The sequence below is a fragment of the Paraburkholderia ginsengisoli NBRC 100965 genome (assembly GCF_000739735.1).
In the GTDB taxonomy this organism is placed as follows: domain Bacteria; phylum Pseudomonadota; class Gammaproteobacteria; order Burkholderiales; family Burkholderiaceae; genus Paraburkholderia; species Paraburkholderia ginsengisoli.
Map to the genome: position 1 here is coordinate 70,713 of NZ_BBJF01000004.1, position 16,654 is coordinate 87,366.

Below are 16,654 nucleotides of genomic sequence, written 5' to 3' on the forward strand. Positions count from 1 at the left end.
CGGAAGGCCCGTGGAGCAGGCGATAAATCATTCGATGAAGAGCGAGGCCAGCACGCGCCGCCGCCAGAATTTGCGCAGATCGCCGCGCGTGACCGTGAGCGTCACCGAGCCGGTGTCGCCGCACAAGGTCAGGCCGAGTTCGCTGAGCTGGCCGGATTGCAGCGCGGCCAGCGCGGGTTCGAACCAATCAGCTTGCACGGCGGCGAACGCGTCGTTCCAGCGCGCCCAGTCCTGTTCGATGTAGGGCGCCGAGAACGGGTCGAGTTCGACGAGCGTCGCGCCGGCCGCGCTGTTGGCGCTACCTGCGCTATTTGCCGGGCCGCTCGTCGGGTCGGCTTTTGCACCGGCTTTTGCGCCGGTATTCGCGCCGTCAGCCAACGCCGATAAAGCAGCAAACGAGGCGGGCGGCGCACCCGTCTCGACGCCCGCCGTGATTGCCAGCCCGCGTGTCGCCGCCGCATCGGAGAGCACCCGCGCGAACGGGCTGTGCACCGGCTGCGCCGCGCCTTGCGCATGAAACCAGATCGAGTTGACGGCCGGCAGGCCGCGCGCCTCGCGCGCTTCGTTGACCGGATGCTCGAACCACGCCATCTGTACTTCGTTCTGCAGCTTCATCCACGCGCGCGAGCGCTCGCCGGAATGCGCTTCGTGCGGCAGCCAGATTTCGATATTGCGGCCGCTCGCGCGCAACGGCGACGCGCCCGCGAGCGTGCCGAAACCGTCGCCCGACAGATACCAGCGTGCGGGCTGCGGCGCTTCGATGCGCACCCCGAGCTCCTCGATCAGCGGCCGCGCGACGGCGAGCAGCGCGTGCGCTTCGTCATCTGACAGTTCGAGCGACGCGGGATCGATCAGCACGAGGTGATCGTGCGCGATACGCACGTGCACCGGCTGCACGCAGGCCCATGTCGCGTCGCCGGGCTCGCCGCCGTCGGCGCGCAGCATGTACGGCGCGAGCGGCGCTTCGTCGGCGGCTGCCGCGCCGCTTGGCAGCGCGCCGAACTGGCGGGCCACCCAGCGCTCGTGCGGCAGCGTGCGCTGAAAATCTTCGCCGATCACCCGTTCGACCAGCGTCGCGCGCGCGATCAGCCGGTCGAGGGCCGGACTCTGGATGTCGTGAAGGGCGGTGGAGGCGTCCGCTGCGGCGGGCAGCGCGAAGGGCAACAGAAGATGGAGACGGTTGGCGAGCATGATGCTGCGCATTGTAGGGCAAAGAGTGCGAGTATTCCGACCATCGGCTTCCGGTTCCACTGCCTCGCGACGCCAGGCTCAACAGGTGGCGAGCATCGCGCGAGGACGGAGCGGGGGCGGAGCAGCAGCCGCGCGCGGCGGCACCGCGCCCATGACGAGGGAGACCGGCATGTCGCGTGAACTCAAAACCGAGCGGGAATTGCTCGCATTGGTCGTGCAGGCGCTCGACGCCAACCCGGTCACGGCCGGCTGGATTCCGACCGGCTTCCACGAGACCGTCGAGGACGAGGACGGCTGCAACTGGGACATCACCCATCTGCATCGCGACCGCAAGGATGCGGATGCGCGCGAGGCGGCGAGCCAGGCCGCGGCGGGGATCATCAACGAGTTGCGCGGGCGGTATAACTTGCGCTAGCGGTGCAAAGCGGTGCAAAGCGGTGAGAAGCGGTGGAAAGCGCCGGCAGCCGGCGAATCCCGCTACGACGAACCGCTGCGCCACGCGCCTCGTACCGAGCGCGCCGGTTTGCCGGCACCGGCCCGCTCCCGGCCGCCTTTGCGCGAGCCGGCGGCATTGTATGGCAAACTTCGCGCTTGATCGGCAGTGGCAGCGGCGCGCGTCTTGCTACCACAGCGCGGCGGCCCGGAACCTCCGACGCCGCCACGACACCAACGATCACGACGCTCGGGCCGCACGGCAGGCGCTTCAACGTCTTCCGTGCACAGCACAAAGCCGAAAACGCAGAAAAGGATTCGCTTGAAATTTCCCTACGAATGGCAGATTGGCTGGCGCTACACACGCGCCGGCAAACGCACGACCGGTAACGGCTTCATTTCGTTCATCGCGCTGGTGTCGATGTCGGGCATCGCGCTCGGCGTCGCGGCGCTGATCGTCGTGCTGTCGGTGATGAACGGTTTCCAGAAAGAAGTCCGGGACCGCATGCTCTCGGTGCTCGCGCACGTCGAAATCTTTTCGCCGACCGGCTCGATGCCGAACTGGCAACTCACCGCGAAGGAAGCGCGCCTGAATAAACAGGTGATCGGCGCGGCGCCGTACGTCGAAGCGCAGGCGCTGCTCACGCGCCAGGACGCCGTGAGCGGCGTCGCGCTGCGCGGCGTCGAGCCGTCGCTCGAGCCTGAAGTGTCCGACATCGGCAAGGAAATGAAAGGCGGCAAGCTGACCGATCTCGTGCCCGGCGATTTCGGCATCGTGCTCGGCGCGGACCTCGCGACCAATCTCGGCGTGCAGCTGAACGACAAGATCACGCTGGTCGCGCCCGAAGGCACCATCACGCCGGCCGGCATGCTGCCGCGGCTGAAGCAGTTCACGGTGGTGGGCATCTTCGAGTCGGGGCATTACGAATACGACAGCACGCTCGCGCTGATCAACATCAAGGACGCGCAGGCGTTGTTCCGGCTGCCCGCGCCGACCGGCGTGCGGCTGCGCCTGACCGACATGCAGCGCGCCCCGGAAGTCGCGCATGAACTGGCGCGCAGCCTGTCGGGCGATCTCTACATCCGCGACTGGACGCAGCAGAACAAGACCTGGTTCTCGGCGGTGCAGATCGAGAAGCGCATGATGTTCATCATCCTCACGCTGATCATCGCGGTGGCCGCGTTCAATCTCGTTTCGTCGCTGGTGATGACGGTAACCAACAAGCAGGCCGACATCGCGATCCTGCGCACGCTCGGCGCGCAGCCCGGCTCGATCATGAAGATCTTCGTCGTGCAAGGCGTGACGATCGGCTTCATCGGCACGGCGACCGGCGTCGCGCTCGGCTGTCTGATCGCGTGGAGCATTCCGTGGCTCGTGCCGATGATCGAGCACATGCTCGGCGTGCAGTTCCTGCCGCCGTCGGTGTACTTCATCAGCGAGCTGCCGTCCGAGCTGATTCCGGCCGACGTCGCGCGCATCGGCATCATTGCGTTCCTGATGTCGGCGGTGGCGACGCTTTACCCGAGCTGGCGCGGTGCCAAAGTCCGTCCGGCGGAGGCGCTGCGCTATGAATGACCGTTCCGCAAATCTCTCCATGGCTACTCAGGAATCCGCGCCGTATCCCTACGTGCTCGAAGCAACCGGCATTTCCAAATCGTTCGTGCAGGGCGGTCTGAACGTGCAGGTGCTCAACAACACGCAACTGAGCGTGCGACGCGGCGAGAAGCTGGCGATCGTCGGCGCGTCGGGTTCCGGCAAGAGCACGCTGCTGCACGTGCTCGGCGGTCTCGACGATCCGAGCGCCGGCCACGTCTCGGTGATGGGCAAGCCCTTTACCAAGCTGTCCGAGCGCGAACGCAACGACCTGCGCAATCGCGCGCTCGGCTTCGTCTATCAGTTCCACCATCTGCTCCCGGAGTTTTCTGCGCTCGACAACGTCGCGATGCCGCTGCGGATTCGTCGCATGACGACCGAGGCCTCGCGCCGCGAAGCGCTCGCGGTGCTGGAGCGGGTCGGCATGGGGCATCGCGCGAAACATCGGCCGGGCGAGCTGTCGGGCGGCGAGCGTCAGCGTGTCGCGATCGCGCGCGCGCTGGTGACGAAGCCCGCCTGCGTGCTGGCCGACGAGCCGACCGGCAACCTTGACGGCGGCACCGCCGACACGGTGTTCAACCTGATGCTCGAACTGTCGAAAACGCTCGAAACGAGCTTCGTGATCGTCACGCACGATCCGGAACTGGCGGGGCGCTGCGACCGCATCATGCGCTTGCGCGACGGCGTGCTGTACGAAGAGCCGCCGGTGCCGGTTTGAGGGGAGGCCGCCCGCGGGCGGCCTTGCTTTTGCCGCTTGCCGCAAGGGGCGAGCGGGCGCAGCTGGTTTCATGAGGTACGCCCATGTGGATCGATACGCACTGTCACCTGGACGCTTCCGAATTCGACGCCGACCGCGACGCGGTGGCTGCCGCGGCGCGCGGTGCGGGTGTGTCGCGCATCGTGATTCCGGCGATCGGCCGGCAGAATTTCGCGGCGGTGCGCGAGCTCGCGCATCGGATCGACGGCGGCGCGTATGCGCTGGGCATTCACCCGCTGTTCACGCCCGGCGCCGCCGATGGCGATCTCGATCTGCTGCGCATGGAGATCGAGGCGAGTCTCGACGATCCGCGCTTCGTCGGCATTGGTGAAATCGGGCTCGACTATTTCGTCGACGGTCTCGACGATGCGCGCCAGCAATTCTTCTACAGCGGTCAGCTGCAACTCGCGCGCGAATTCGATCTGCCGGTGATTTGCCACGTGCGCAAATCGCAGGATCAGGTGATCAAGGGACTGCGGCGGCATCAGATCCATCGTGGCATCGCGCACGCGTTCAACGGCAGTTTCCAGCAGGCGCAGGCGTATCTCGACCAGGGGCTGCATCTAGGCTTCGGAGGCAATCTGACGTTCGAGCGCGCGCGGCAAATCCGCCGGCTGGCCGAGCAGTTGCCGTTCGATGCGCTGGTCGTCGAAACCGATGCGCCGGACATCGCGCCTTCATGGATGTACAAGCAGCGCAACTCGCCAGAGCAGATTCCGGGCATCGGGGCGGGCCTTGCGCAACTGCGCGGCATGAGCGCCGACGCAACCGCCCTAGGCACAACGGCTAACGCGCTCGCCGCGCTGCCGCGACTCGCCCTTTCCTCTGCATAATCGATCTCGTTGGTCTGAGTGGTTCGCGCCGGGCGGAACCCATATCCGGCGGGCTCGCTGACGCCTGCTCGCCGCGTGTGGCGGCGTTCGGCGGTTGCCGGGCGGAGGGCGAATGCGGGCAGGGTGGTGCGGGTTTGCGTTGGGCGTGATCTGGCTGCAGCGGCAGGCGGCGTTGCCGGGTTGGGCGGGGTGGTGCGGGTTGGTTGTGGTTGGCGTCGCGGCGTTGGCCGTGGCGGTTTGGGGGTTGCGGGAGGATGGCGGGGTTGCGGGTGGGCGGGAGGGTTTGGGGTTGGGTTGCGGTTCCAGTTCGGGCTCTGGTTCTGGCTCTGGCTCTGGCTCAGGTTCAGGTACTGCTTCCGCACGGGTTTCGGTTCTGGATTCGATGCGAACTTCGGTCGTGGCCCCGGCTTGGATTTCTACGCTCGCTTTCGCGTTTGCTTCAGCCTGGAAGGCGGCGAAGGCCTTGGTTATGGCTCTGGCTCGGACTCCACTTTGGAGTTTGGCGTGGCTCTCGGTTTCCGCCCCGGCTCTTGCTTTTGCGCGGACTGTGGTTTGGGTCCCGGCTTGTGCTTTGGCACGGGGCTTGGTTTGGGCTCCGGCTTGTGCTTCGGCGCGGTCCTTGGTTTGGGCTCCGGCGTGTGCTTTGGCAAGGTGCCTGGCTTCGGCTGTGGCTCCTGCTTTGGCGCGGGTTCCAGTTTTAGCCTCAGCTTGCGCCTCTCATTCGGTTTCGCTCAGCGGTTTGCCGAACGCCACCATTTCGCCACCGGCTTCCGTCTCGCCGCAAGCTCTATCCTCAAGCCAGCCGACCCCATCGCCCATACGCCGCTTCCGACTCAGCCGACGCATACGCTCGCTCGTCGGCTGGAGCGCCGTCTGGTGCGCGGCAATCTGCGCGGGCTTCGGCTATGCCGCCGTGCGCGCGGAAATACGACTCGCGACGAGCTTGCCGACAGCATGGGAAGGCCGCGACATCGACGTGATCGGTAGCATCAAAGGCCTGCCGTCACGCGACGAAAACGGCGCGCGCTTCCTGTTCGAAGTCGACGCGGCCAACGCGCCCATCGCCGGCTTCCCGCGCGTCCTTCAGCTCTCGTGGATCGCCGACTACACCCCCGCGCCTCCGCTCAAACCCGGCGAGCGCTGGCGTCTGACGGTGCGGCTCAAGCGGCCGCACGGCAACGCGAACTTCGGCGTGCGCGATGCCGAAGCGACTCTGCTCGCGCGCAATGTGCGGGCAACCGGCTACGTGAGCGCGCCGGCTCACGCGACGCGCTTGCCGGGACAAGCCCACGGCCCGGGCGTGAGCGTGGATCGCTGGCGCGCGGCGCTGCGCTCGCGGATCGATGCGGTGCTCGCGGACGCGCCGCATCGCGGGATCGTCGTGGCGCTGGCAATCGGCGCGCAGGACGAAGTCAGCGCCGCCGACTGGCTCCTGATGCGCGGCACCGGCACGAGCCACCTGGTGGCGATTTCGGGTTTGCACATCGGCTTCGTCGCGGGGCTGGCCGGCTGGCTCGCGGGCGCGGTGTGGCGGCGCTCCGCGTGGCTTGGCCGCGACTGGCCGTTGCGCGTGCCCGCGCAAATCGTCGCGGTGGTGAGCGGCGCGGCGTTCGCCACATTGCACGCGGCGCTGGCCGGCCTCAACGTGCCGGCGCAACGGGCGCTGTGGATGGCAGGTGTCGTCGCGCTGGCGTTCGTCAGCGGGCGCAGTCTCGCGCGTTCCGTGGTGCTGGCGTGGGCGCTCGGACTCGTGCTGCTGATCGATCCGTGGGCGGTGGTGTCGGCGGGATTCTGGCTGTCGTTCTGCGCGGTGGCGGCGATTCTGTTCGCGATGTCGGGTCGGCCGCGCGTGCGGGTCCGCCAGAGGACTCGCGATGACGACGGCGGCGATTTAGGCGATTTAGGCGATTTAAGCGAGAGAGGCGAGAGAGGCGAGAGAGGCGAGAGAGGCGAGAGAGGCGAGAGAGGCGAGAGAGGCGAGAGAGGCGAGAAAGGCGAGAAAGGCGAGAAAGGCGAGAAAGGCGAGAAAGGCGAGAAAGGCGAGAAAGGCGAGAAAGGCGAGAAAGGCGAGAAAGGCGAGAAAGGCGAGAAAGGCGAGAAAGGCGAGAAAGGCGAGCTTGCTGAAGCTGATGACGTTGATAAATCTGACCAGGCTATACAAGTCGCAAAGGCTCGCGCGACGCCCGACACACGCGCGTCCATACGCGCCGCTCTGCGCCGCCGCGTGCGCGCTTTCCTCGAGCGTCTGCGCAGCGCCGCGCACGTGCAGATAGCAGTGACGCTCGCGCTCGCGCCGCTCACCGTCTACTGGTTCGCGCAGATCCCGCTGCTCGGTCCGCTCGCGAACGCGTTTGCAATTCCGTGGGTGAGTCTGCTCGTCACGCCGGTGGTGCTGGCCGGTGTCGCCTTGCCCGCGCCGCTCGACGCGTGGGCGTTCCACGCCGCGCATGCGTTGCTCGAACTGCTGGCCGCGGGCTTGCATCTGCTGAGCGGGTCTCGCTGGGCGCTCTGGTGGCTGCCGCAACCGGATGCGTGGGCGTTGGCCGCGGCCGCGATCGGCGTGTTCTGGACGTTGGCGCCGCGTGGCTGGCCGTTGCGCTGGGCCGCGCCGCTCACATGGTTGCCGCTGCTGATGCCGGCCCCGCCCGGACCGCCGTCCGGCAGTTTCCGCTTGACGGCGCTCGACGTCGGGCAGGGCACGTCGGTATTGATCGAAACCGCGCATCACACGTTGCTGTTCGATACGGGACCGGGCCCGGAATCGACGCATGCGGGCGAGCGGGTGGTCGTGCCGTTCCTGCAGGCGCACGGCGTGACGGCGCTCGACACGTTGATCATCAGCCACGCCGACTCGGATCATGCGGGCGGCGCGCCGGCCGTGCTCGACGCGATCGGGGTCAAACAGATGGTGGCCGCGCTGGCGCCGGACAACGCGTTGTGGTCGAGCGCACGACGACACGGTGCAGCGACGCTGCCGTGCGCGGCGGGCCAGCGTTGGCAGTGGGACGGCGTCGAGTTCGCGATGCTGTGGCCGGATGCCGGGCCGCTGCAAGGCAAGCCGAATGCGCATTGCTGCGTGTTGCGGGTCGCGGCGTTGCCGGGCACGGAGAGTGCAGCGAGCACGAAAAGCACCAGGAGCGCGACGAGCCCACTCGCGACGCGTCCTCAAACGGCGCAGCCGCCCATCGCGGCCTTGCTGAGCGCGGACATCGAGGCCCCGACCGAACGCGTGCTGCTCGCGCGCGATCGCGGCGCATTGCGCGCGCAGGTGTTGGTCGTGCCGCATCATGGCAGCAAGACGTCGTCGACCGAGCCGTTCCTCGACTCTATCGAACCGTCCATCGCGTTATTTCAGGTAGGCTATCGCAACCGCTTTCATCATCCGAACGTGGGGGTGTTCGAGCGCTACAAGGCGCGCCGGATCGAGCTGGCGCGCAGCGATGCGGACGGCGCGGTGCGGGTCGACGTGGACCCGGCGGGCGACGGCGCGGAACTGACGCTCGAACGCTATCGCGATACGCAGCGCCGCTACTGGATGGATCGCTGATGGCCGACTGAAGTGCGACTGAAGTGCCGCCGTCGACGGAAACGCCGACCGGCGAGTCGTCGAATGAACCGCCGGTTGTCCAGTTAGAAGTGACGCACAGCAAGACCGAAGTCGTCGCCGGGGAACTGGCGCCGAACATTCACGGCACGCGCTCAAAAACGCACGCGCAAGCCCGCAAGCAAAAAAACAGCACGGAGATAGCCGCAGTTGAAAAACATCATTCATTTCTCGCACGCGAACGGCTTTCCGGCATCGACCTACCGGACGATCTTCGCCGAACTCTCCGACGACTATGAGTTGCGTTCCATCGAGCGTATCGGTCACGACACGCGCTTCCCGGTGACGCAGGACTGGCCGCATCTAGTGGATCAGTTGCTCGACGACATCGGCCGTTCGTACGAGCAGCCGGTGTGGCTGGTGGGGCATTCGCTCGGCGGTTATCTGTCGCTGATGGCCGCGCTGAAGAAGCCGCAGTGGGTGAGGGGCGTGGTGATGCTCGACTCGCCGGTGATCGCCGGCTGGCGCAGCAGCATGCTGCGCGTGTCGCAATGGACCGGGCTCGACGAGCGGCTCTCGCCCGCGGCCGCCACGCGCACGCGCCGCACCCACTGGGCGAGCCGCGACGAAGCGTGGCGGCACTTTCATGCGAAGCCGGCGTTCGCGCGCTGGGACGAACGCATGCTGTCCGATTACATCGACTTCGGCATCCCGCAGACTTCGCCCGACGGCGGCCGTACGCTGGCTTTCGACCGCCGCACCGAGTATCAGATCTACAGGACCCTGCCGCACACGCTCGGCGCGCGGCTTGCCCGAGGCGCGCCGGTGCCGGTCGGGTTCATCGCCGGCACCCGCTCGAAGGAAATCCGCCAGGCCGGGCTCGATGCGACCCGCCGCGCCACTGGTGGCCATCTGGAGTGGATCGAGGGCAGCCATCTTTATCCGATGGAAAAGCCGCTCGAAACCGCGCGTGCGGTGCAGCGGATGTTGCGCGAACTGGCGCCGCGCGTTTGATGGGGCGTGGATGAGCTTATGTTCGAGTGGCGACGCGATGGGCGTCGGCGTGGCGGTAACGCGCGGCGCTCCGCCCGCCGGCACCGGCTGAGCTGAGATTAACCGCGTGCGCGGGAGCACGCGTCCAGGCCCATCGTTGGGCGAGTCGCTGCGCATAGCCGCAAACGGCGTCGCGAGAAGCCGGGATAAGCGGCGCATGAAGGGCGCATAACGGGCGCACGAGCGGTGAATGTGCGGCCGATACGCGGCGGATGAGCAGTCCCGGAACGGCGAGCGGCGCATGCCGTTACCGTGGCATACGCACGCGCAGACTTCGCGTGCATTTTGCTGGGTCGGGCCCTTGCTTTACGGTATAATCCGTTTTTCCCGCGAGCATCCAGCGATGACCAAATATGTTTTCGTCACCGGCGGCGTAGTATCTTCCCTCGGCAAGGGTATTGCCGCCGCTTCCCTCGCCGCGATCCTCGAATCGCGCGGTCTTAAAGTCACCCTCCTCAAGCTCGATCCGTACATCAACGTCGACCCCGGCACGATGAGCCCGTTCCAACACGGCGAAGTGTTCGTGACGGAAGATGGAGCAGAGACTGACCTCGACCTTGGCCACTATGAGCGCTTCATCAGCACGAAGATGCGCAAGGCCAATAACTTCACCACTGGCCAGATTTACGAATCGGTGATCCGCAAGGAACGCCGGGGCGATTATCTCGGCAAGACGGTGCAGGTCATCCCGCATATCACGAACGAAATCCAGGCATTCGTCGAACGCGGCGCAGCTTCTGCGACGTGCGGCGAGCCGGATGTCGCGATCGTCGAAGTCGGCGGCACGGTGGGCGATATCGAATCGCTGCCGTTCCTTGAGGCCGCGCGTCAGATGAGCCTGCGCATGGGCCGCAACAGCGCGTGCTTCGTGCACCTGACGCTGGTGCCCTGGGTCGCCACCGCTGGCGAACTCAAAACCAAACCGACGCAACACAGCGTGCAGAAGCTGCGCGAAATCGGCATTTCGCCGCACGTGCTGCTGTGCCGCGCGGACCGCCGCATCCCCGACGACGAGCGCGCGAAGATCTCGATGTTCTCGAACGTGCCGGAAGACGCGGTTATCTCCGTGTGGGACGCCGACAGCATCTACAAGATTCCGCAAATGCTGCACGACCAGGGTCTGGACGCGATCATCTGCGAAGAGCTGAAGCTCACGCCGAAGCCCGCGGATCTGTCGATGTGGTCCGACCTTGTCGAGAAGCTGCAAAATCCGAAGCACGAAGTGACGATCGGCATGGTCGGCAAGTACGTCGATCTGACCGAGTCGTACAAGTCGCTGATCGAAGCGCTGCGCCATGCGTCGATGCACACGTCGACGAAGGTCAACATCGAATATATCGATTCGGAAGAGATCGAGACGCAAGGCGTCGAGAGCCTCAAGCATCTCGACGCGGTGCTCGTGCCGGGCGGCTTCGGCCGTCGCGGTACCGAAGGCAAGATCGCCGCGATCCGTTATGCGCGTGAAGCGAAGGTGCCGTATCTCGGCATCTGTCTCGGCATGCAGCTCGCCGTGATCGAATTCGCCCGCGACGTGGTCGGCCTGAAGGACGCGAACAGCACCGAGTTCGATCAGGAAACCGAGAACCGCGTGGTCGCATTGATCACCGAGTGGTACGACCGCGAAGGCCGTGTCGAGAAGCGTACGGAAGAGTCGGATCTGGGCGGCACGATGCGCCTCGGTTCGCAACGTTGCCCGATCAAGCCCGGCACGATGGCCGAAGAAATCTACGGCAAGGACGTGAACGAGCGTCACCGTCACCGTTATGAAGTCAATAACCGCTTCGTGCCGCAACTCGAAGCCGGTGGCCTGATCATCAGCGCGCGTACCCCGAGCGAAGATCTGCCGGAAATGATGGAATTGCCGCGCAGCATGCACCCGTGGTTCGTCGGCGTGCAGTTCCACCCGGAATTCACGTCCACGCCGCGTGATGGCCATCCGCTGTTCAAGTCGTTCGTCGAAGCGGCGCTCGCGCGTCAGCAGTCGCGCGCGACGAACGAAGTCGGGGAGAAAGCATGAAACTGGGCGATTTCGAAATCGGACTCGACAAGCCGTTTTTCCTGATCGCGGGCACCTGTGTCGTCGAATCCGAACAGATGACGATCGACACGGCCGGCCGCCTGAAGGAAATCTGCGCGAAGCTGAACATTCCGTTCATCTACAAATCGTCGTACGACAAAGCCAATCGCAGCAGCGGCAAGTCGTTCCGCGGTCTGGGCATGGACGAAGGTTTGCGCATCCTGTCGGAAGTGAAGCGTCAGCTCGGTCTGCCGGTGCTGACCGACGTTCACGCCGAGCACGAAATCGAACAGGTGGCGTCGGTGGTCGACGTGCTGCAAACGCCGGCTTTCCTGTGCCGTCAAACCGACTTCATTCACGCTTGCGCGCGTTCGGGCAAACCGGTCAACATCAAGAAAGGCCAGTTTCTCGCGCCGCACGACATGAAGAACGTGATCGACAAGGCGCGTGACGCCGCGCGTGAAGCCGGTCTGTCGGAAGACCGTTTCATGGCGTGCGAGCGCGGTGTGTCGTTCGGTTATAACAACCTCGTGTCGGACATGCGATCGCTTGCGATCATGCGCGAAACCAATGCGCCGGTCGTGTTCGACGCGACGCACTCGGTGCAGTTGCCCGGCGGGCAGGGCACGAGCTCGGGCGGTCAGCGCGAATTCGTGCCGGTGCTGGCGCGTGCCGCGGTGGCGGTGGGCGTCGCCGGCCTCTTCATGGAAACGCATCCGAATCCGGCGCAGGCCAAATCGGACGGCCCGAACGCCGTGCCGCTCAACCGCATGGCCGACCTGCTCGAGACGCTGGTAACGCTCGACCAGGCCGTCAAGCGCGCGCCGTTCCTCGAAAGCGATTTCAACTGAAACTGATTCGGGCATTCGCCGTGTTGCGTGATGAGTCACGATTGGCTTGCATAATGGCGCCATCGTCGGCGCGCGGCGAATGTTAGCAATGGTCGTCGAACGTATCGGCGCGTGAGTTGTCTGTCGGGGAGACCGGTGCTCTGCATGGGACCGGCGTAAGCGCTAAAGCGCTAACCCCGGATCGACATGCGCGATACAGTGTCACAGCAAAGAATTCAACGTCATTTCTTGAGGAAACCATGAGTGCTATCGTAGATATCATCGGTCGAGAGATTCTCGATTCGCGAGGCAACCCCACCGTCGAATGCGACGTGCTGCTCGAGTCGGGCACGATGGGCCGCGCAGCGGTGCCGTCGGGCGCGTCCACGGGTTCGCGTGAAGCCATCGAACTGCGCGACGGCGAAGCCGGCCGTTACGGCGGCAAGGGGGTGCTGAAAGCCGTCGAGCACATCAACACTGAAATCTCCGAAGCGATCATGGGCCTCGACGCTTCCGAGCAGGCCTTCCTCGACAAGACCCTGCTGGAACTCGACGGCACCGACAACAAGTCGCGCCTCGGCGCGAACGCGATGCTGGCCGTGTCGATGGCTGTCGCGAAGGCTGCCGCTGAAGAAGCCGGTCTGCCGCTGTACCGCTACTTCGGCGGCTCGGGCGCGATGCAACTGCCGGTGCCGATGATGAACATCGTCAACGGCGGCGCGCACGCCAACAACAGCCTGGACATCCAGGAATTCATGATCGTGCCGGTCAGCCAGCCGACCTTCCGCGAAGCACTGCGCTGCGGCGCCGAAGTGTTCCACGCGCTGAAGAAGATCCTGTCGGATCGCGGCATGAGCACGGCCGTGGGTGACGAAGGCGGCTTCGCGCCGAACTTCGGCAGCAACGACGAATGCCTGTCGACCATCCTGCAAGCGATCGAGAAAGCGGGCTACCGTGCCGGCGAAGACGTGCTGCTCGCGCTCGACTGCGCAGCGAGCGAGTTCTACCACGACGGCAAGTACCAGCTGGCCGGCGAAGGCCTGCAACTGTCGTCCACGGAATTCGCGGACTACCTCGCGAACCTCGCGGACAAGTTCCCGATCGTGTCGATCGAAGACGGCATGCACGAAAGCGACTGGGCGGGCTGGAAGACGCTGACCGACAAGCTCGGCAAGAAGGTCCAACTGGTGGGCGACGACCTGTTCGTCACCAACACGCGCATCCTTAAGGAAGGCATCGAGAAGGGCATCGCAAACTCGATCCTGATCAAGATCAACCAGATCGGTACGCTGACGGAAACCTTCGCGGCTATCGAAATGGCCAAGCGCGCCGGCTACACGGCCGTGATCTCGCACCGTTCGGGCGAAACCGAAGATTCGACGATCGCGGACATCGCGGTCGGCCTGAACGCCGGTCAGATCAAGACGGGTTCCCTGTCGCGCTCGGACCGCATCTCGAAGTACAACCAGCTGCTGCGCATCGAAGAAGATCTCGGCGATATCGCCAGCTACCCGGGCAAGTCGGCGTTCTACAACCTGCGCTGAGTTTGTCTGTGGCCAGTTTGTCTGCATTGACCGATGAGCCGGTCATCCTTCGTTCCTGATTGACCTCGCCGCCCTGCGTATAGCGCAGGGCGGCGCGTATTTATTGTGCTTACTTCATGCGGCTTGTCACTGCTGTCCTGATCGTTCTGCTGGCGCTGATCCAGTACCCGCTCTGGTGGGGCCATGGCGGCTGGTTGCGTGTGCACGAGTTGCAGCAGCAACTGGCCCAGCAGGTGCAGAAGAATGCCGATTCGAAGCTGCGCAACGAGCGCATTCAGGGCGAAGTGCAAGACTTGCAGAACGGCACCGCCGCGGTCGAAGAGCGGGCGCGCTACGAAATGGGCATGGTCAAGGACGGAGAAGTGTTCGTGCAGTTCGTGTCGCCGAATGCGCCGTTGCCGACCGCGAACACGCCTTCGGTGACCACCTCGACGCGCGGGGAAGTATCGGCCGCGCCGCTGCACGTGGTGCCGAATCCGGAGTCGCGTGCGAAGCCGGATCGCAAGCATGGCGGGAAGGCAGCGAAGGACAAAAAGGCGACGCATTGAGCCTGGTCGGTCGGCATCTGGCTTTGGTCCTAAAGATGCAAAAAAAAGGCGCGGTTCATTTCTGAACCGCGCCTTTTTCTTTGGGTTTGACAGTTGATCGCTACCAGCCCCAGCTCGGCCCGAAGCCGACACCGATACCCGTGCCCCAGCCACGTCCCCAGCCGCCGCTCGAATAGCCGCCGAACACGGTGACGGGTGGCGAGTAATAACGCGACCACGCCTGGGCGGCGTTCTCGGCCGCAATCGCCTGGTCCTGCTCGAACAGTACCTGACGATCGATCGCGTCATAGCGGGCGCGCTCTTCAGGCGTCAGCGGAGCGGGCGCATTGGGCGCGCCGCCGGTCTGGTCGGGCGGCAAGCGGCTCAGGATCTGCGACGGCCCCGCAGGATTCATCGCGCAGCCGCTCAGTGCGGCGCTCCCCACGACGACAGCCACGGCCACGAGCGCGCGCACATCGCGAATCAACGAAGCAGGGTAGTTCATGTTCGATCTCCAACAGTCTGGATGCCTAAGCAAAACATGCGCAGCGTGCAACGCCGATGATCCACCGCAACGATCAAAGATAACGCGCCGGCCAAGCCGTGAAAAGTCCTGGGCGGCGCGCTGATGACTGTCGTCGTGCAGGTGCGGCGGTGGAGCGTGCGGCTGCTATTACGTCAATCGCGCGACGCGCACACACCGGCGCCACAAGTCGTTCAATGCCGCTGGTCGGCGGCCGGCGTCACACCTTGTGAGAGCGCGTTGGCAACAAAAAGCTGCGCGACGTCCACCGGATCGAATTCGTAGCGTTGATTGCAGAATTCGCAATGGATCTCGACATGGCCGCGCTCCTGGATCACGCCGTCCACTTCCTCGCGACCCAGCATCTTCAGCATGCTGCCGACTTTTTCGCGCGAGCACGTGCACTCGAAACGCGCGGTGGCCGGCTCGAAATGCTGGACGTTCTCCTGCCAGAACAGGCGGCGGAACACCGTTTCCGGTTCTTCCTTCAGCAACTCGTCCTGCGACAGCGTGCTGCCCAGCGTGCAGACGCGCTCCCACGTGTCCGCGTCCAGTTCGCCCGGATGCGGGACGATGCCACCGTCGCCCGGCAGCTTCTGCAGCAGCATGCCGACCGCGCGCTCGGTGTTCGCCGCGAGCCACAGGCGCGTGTCGAGCTGCTCCGAGTGATGCATGTAATGCTCGAGCACTTCGCTCATCGATTTGAGCGGGCCGTCCACGCCCGACAGCGGCACGATACTTTGATACGGCTGCTGACCAGGCTGCTTGCTGGCCGGGTCGAGCGTGATCACGCAGCGGCCGTGACCGCTCGCGTTCAGCAGTTCGACCATCGAGGTCGCGTCGTCGATCGTGTTGTCCGCGTCGCCGGACAGCTTCGCGGTGGCGCGCATCGACAGATCGGAGCCGCACTGCACCACCAGCATCTTGACCGGGCCGTCGCCGAAGATCTGCATGACGAGCGTGCCGTCGAACTTCAGGTTCGCCGACAGCAGCGCGCACGCGGCCATCATTTCGCCCAGAATCGTCCGCACGGGCGCCGGATAGTCACGGCGCGTCAGCACTTCCTGCCACGTATTGCGCAGCGAAACGATCTCGCCGCGCACCGGCGCCGCGCTGAACATGAATTTTTGCAACTGGTCGCTCACAACTTTTCCTCGGTGGAATGGCGCATCTCGCACGCGCCGGCTGTTAGCCGATGCGTACGAGCTGCGCCTTGAAATATTCGCGGCGCTCGGCATAGCTTGCCGTGCCGCGCTGCATATTGGCGATATCCGTCTCGGTGAGTTCGCGCACCACCTTGGCGGGCGCGCCGAGAATCAGCGAATTGTCGGGAAACACCTTGCCTTCGGTGACGATGGCGCCCGCTCCGACCAGACAGTTGCGGCCGATCACCGCGCCATTCAAGACCACCGCCTGAATTCCGATCAGCGAGCCTTCCTTGATTGTGCAGCCGTGCAGCATGACCTGATGGCCGATCGTCACGTTCGGCTCGATCGTCAGCGGGAAGCCGGGGTCGGTGTGCAGCACCGCGTTTTCCTGCACATTGCTGCCGGCGCCGATGGTGATCCCTTCGTTGTCGCCGCGAATCGTTGCGCCGAACCACACGCTCGCGTTTTCCTCGAGCGTCACGTTGCCGATGATGTTCGCCGAATCCGCGACGAACACGCTTTCATGGATGGTCGGGGCGGCTTCGCCAAGCTTGTAAATCGTCACAGTGTCTCCTCTGGATCGGTCGCGGCGCGTGCTCGGTGGGACGGTGAACAGCCCGACGCGCGCCTCGCCGGGGTGTCCCGCTGGGGCTCCATCGCG

At 65.2% G+C, this 16,654-nt stretch carries 14 protein-coding genes; 10 read left to right on the top strand and 4 right to left on the bottom strand.

Annotated elements, in window-relative coordinates; all coding sequences use genetic code 11:
- Window positions 1-27 precede the first annotated feature (27 nt).
- A complete protein-coding gene (locus BGI01S_RS04480; protein ID WP_042322778.1) occupies window positions 28-1,203 on the bottom strand; it encodes a hypothetical protein in 1,176 nt (391 codons plus the stop codon).
- Between the two features lie 157 nt (window positions 1,204-1,360).
- Here BGI01S_RS04480 and BGI01S_RS04485 point away from each other — a divergent pair, with 157 nt between their 5' ends.
- From BGI01S_RS04485 to ftsB, 10 genes are all read left to right on the top strand, one after another.
- On the top strand, window positions 1,361-1,606 hold the full coding sequence (locus BGI01S_RS04485) for a hypothetical protein (protein WP_042322779.1): 246 nt from the start codon (window positions 1,361-1,363) through the stop codon (window positions 1,604-1,606).
- 339 nt (window positions 1,607-1,945) lie between these two features.
- On the top strand, window positions 1,946-3,199 hold the full coding sequence (locus BGI01S_RS04490) for a lipoprotein-releasing ABC transporter permease subunit (RefSeq protein WP_042322780.1): 1,254 nt from the start codon (window positions 1,946-1,948) through the stop codon (window positions 3,197-3,199).
- Complete coding sequence (gene lolD, locus BGI01S_RS04495; protein ID WP_042322781.1) at window positions 3,192-3,935, top strand: lipoprotein-releasing ABC transporter ATP-binding protein LolD; 744 nt, start codon at window positions 3,192-3,194, stop codon at window positions 3,933-3,935. Before BGI01S_RS04490 ends, lolD begins: the two co-directional genes overlap by 8 nt.
- A gap of 83 nt (window positions 3,936-4,018) precedes the next feature.
- Complete coding sequence (locus BGI01S_RS04500; RefSeq protein WP_042322782.1) at window positions 4,019-4,807, top strand: TatD family hydrolase; 789 nt, start codon at window positions 4,019-4,021, stop codon at window positions 4,805-4,807.
- Between the two features lie 844 nt (window positions 4,808-5,651).
- Window positions 5,652-8,354 carry a ComEC/Rec2 family competence protein gene (locus BGI01S_RS30930; RefSeq protein ID WP_167335638.1) on the top strand — a complete coding sequence of 901 codons (2,703 nt, stop codon included), beginning with the start codon at window positions 5,652-5,654 and terminating at the stop codon, window positions 8,352-8,354.
- 207 nt (window positions 8,355-8,561) lie between these two features.
- Window positions 8,562-9,365: an alpha/beta fold hydrolase gene (locus tag BGI01S_RS04510; RefSeq protein ID WP_042322783.1), complete on the top strand. Its 804-nt coding sequence runs from the start codon at window positions 8,562-8,564 to the stop codon at window positions 9,363-9,365.
- A 382-nt stretch (window positions 9,366-9,747) separates the two neighbouring features.
- Window positions 9,748-11,421 (top strand): CTP synthase, encoded by a 1,674-nt coding sequence (locus tag BGI01S_RS04515; protein ID WP_042322784.1) that lies wholly within the window; start codon window positions 9,748-9,750, stop codon window positions 11,419-11,421.
- A complete protein-coding gene (kdsA, locus tag BGI01S_RS04520) occupies window positions 11,418-12,272 on the top strand; it encodes a 3-deoxy-8-phosphooctulonate synthase (protein WP_020065520.1) in 855 nt (284 codons plus the stop codon). Before BGI01S_RS04515 ends, kdsA begins: the two co-directional genes overlap by 4 nt.
- A 239-nt stretch (window positions 12,273-12,511) precedes the next feature.
- Window positions 12,512-13,795 (top strand): phosphopyruvate hydratase, encoded by a 1,284-nt coding sequence (gene eno, locus BGI01S_RS04525; protein WP_042322785.1) that lies wholly within the window; start codon window positions 12,512-12,514, stop codon window positions 13,793-13,795.
- Between the two features lie 116 nt (window positions 13,796-13,911).
- Complete coding sequence (ftsB, locus tag BGI01S_RS04530; protein ID WP_042322786.1) at window positions 13,912-14,343, top strand: cell division protein FtsB; 432 nt, start codon at window positions 13,912-13,914, stop codon at window positions 14,341-14,343.
- 100 nt (window positions 14,344-14,443) lie between these two features.
- On the opposite strand, the gene BGI01S_RS04535 is transcribed toward ftsB, so the two are convergent.
- The 3 genes from BGI01S_RS04535 to BGI01S_RS04545 form a co-directional block, all read right to left on the bottom strand.
- The gene (locus tag BGI01S_RS04535) at window positions 14,444-14,827 is read right to left on the bottom strand and encodes a hypothetical protein (protein ID WP_042322787.1); all 384 of its coding nucleotides are present in this window, start codon (window positions 14,825-14,827) and stop codon (window positions 14,444-14,446) included.
- A gap of 212 nt (window positions 14,828-15,039) precedes the next feature.
- The gene (gene hslO / locus BGI01S_RS04540; protein ID WP_042322788.1) at window positions 15,040-15,990 is read right to left on the bottom strand and encodes an Hsp33 family molecular chaperone HslO; all 951 of its coding nucleotides are present in this window, start codon (window positions 15,988-15,990) and stop codon (window positions 15,040-15,042) included.
- 43 nt (window positions 15,991-16,033) lie between these two features.
- Window positions 16,034-16,558 carry a gamma carbonic anhydrase family protein gene (locus BGI01S_RS04545; protein WP_042322789.1) on the bottom strand — a complete coding sequence of 175 codons (525 nt, stop codon included), beginning with the start codon at window positions 16,556-16,558 and terminating at the stop codon, window positions 16,034-16,036.
- Between the last annotated feature and the right edge of the window lie 96 nt (window positions 16,559-16,654).